The 1,587-nt window shown below is 69.4% G+C and carries 2 protein-coding genes; both read left to right on the forward strand.

The window, feature by feature from the left end; genetic code table 11:
- A partial coding sequence (locus AAH991_RS40000) for an ABC transporter substrate-binding protein (protein ID WP_346231169.1) occupies window positions 1-995 on the forward strand: 995 nt, incomplete at its 5' end.
- A 17-nt stretch (window positions 996-1,012) separates the two neighbouring features.
- A partial coding sequence (locus AAH991_RS40005; RefSeq protein ID WP_346231170.1) for a Gfo/Idh/MocA family protein occupies window positions 1,013-1,587 on the forward strand: 575 nt, incomplete at its 3' end.

Below are 1,587 nucleotides of genomic sequence, written 5' to 3' on the forward strand. Positions count from 1 at the left end.
TCACGGCCTGCACCAGCAACGAGCCGGCGGCGCAGGCGAGCGCGCCGGCCGCCGCTCCCGCGGCCGCGGCCACGGGCGGCAACGACGCCCCCGGCGACAAGGTCGTCATCGGCTTCTCGGCCCCGGCGGCCGACCACGGCTGGATCGCGGCGATCAGCAAGAACGCCGCCGACGCCGCCAAGCAGTACTCCGATGTGGAGTTCAAGGCGGTCGAGCCGACCAACGACATCAACCAGCAGATCTCGGCGGTGGAGTCGCTGATCCAGGCCAAGGTCAACGCGCTGGTGATCCTGCCCAACGACGGCCAGCAGCTCAACCAGGTCGCCCGGCAGGCGATGGACGCCGGCATCCCGGTGATCAACCTGGACCGGGTCTTCCCCGACAAGCTGTCGTACCGGACCTGGCTGGGCGGCGACAACTACGGCATGGGCGTGGCCGCGGGCCACTTCATCGGCAAGACGCTGAAGGACAAGGGGGTGGCCGACCCGGTCATCCTGGAGATCCAGGGCATCGCGACGCTGCCGCTGACCCAGGACCGCAGCAAGGGTTTCGAGGACGCGCTGAAGACCTATGGGTTCAAGGTGACGGCCAAGCAGGACGCGAAGTTCACGGTGGAGTCGGGTACGCAGGTGGCGAGCAACCTGCTGCAGGCGCACAAGAAGATCGACGCGATCTGGAACCACGACGACGACCAGGGCATCGGTGTGCTGGCCGCGATCAAGGAGGCCGGCCGGGACGAGTTCTTCATGGTCGGTGGTGCGGGTTCGGCCAACGCGATGCGTGACATCCAGGCCGACAGCGGTGTGCTGAAGGCGACGGTGACCTACAGCCCGACGATGGCCGCTTCGGCGATCAAGCTGGCGCGACTGATCGCGCAGGGCAAGGGCATGAGCGACCTGCTGGAGCAGCAGGTGCCGCAGTCGATCACGCTGACCTCGGAGACCGTCACCAAGGACAACGCCGACAAGTACCTGCCGACCGGCTTCGAATCCTGATACGGGGGAGATATTCAGTGACAGACAGCAGGCCGACGCTGGGCGTCGGCATGGTGGGGTACGCGTTCATGGGACGCGTGCACTCGCAGGCATGGCGGAGCGTCGCCTCGTTCTTCGACCTGCCGGCACGACCCGTCATGGCGGCCCTGGCCGGGAGGTCGCCCGAGCGCACGGCCGAGGCCGCGGCGACGCTCGGCTGGGCGGCGGTGGAGACCGACTGGAAGCGGCTCCTCGAGCGTGACGACGTGCAGATCGTCGACATCTGCACGCCCGGAGACAGCCACGCCGACATCGCGATCGCGGCGCTGGAGGCGGGCAAGCACGTCATCTGCGAGAAGCCGCTGGCCAACACCGTGGCCGAGGCCGAGGCCATGGCCGCCGCCGCCCGCGCGGCGGCGGCGCGCGGCGTGCGCAGCATGGTCGCCTTCAACTACCGCCGCGTGCCCGCCGTCGCGCTGGCCCGGCGGTTCGTCGAAGAGGGCAGGCTCGGGGAGATCCGGCACGTGCGGGCGCAGTACCTGCAGGACTGGATCGTCGACCCGGAGTTCCCCCTGGTCTGGCGCCTGCAGAAGGACAAGGCCGGGTCCGGGGC

Origin of the sequence: Microbispora sp. ZYX-F-249, from assembly GCF_039649665.1 — a bacterium.
Lineage (GTDB): Bacteria > Actinomycetota > Actinomycetes > Streptosporangiales > Streptosporangiaceae > Microbispora > Microbispora maris.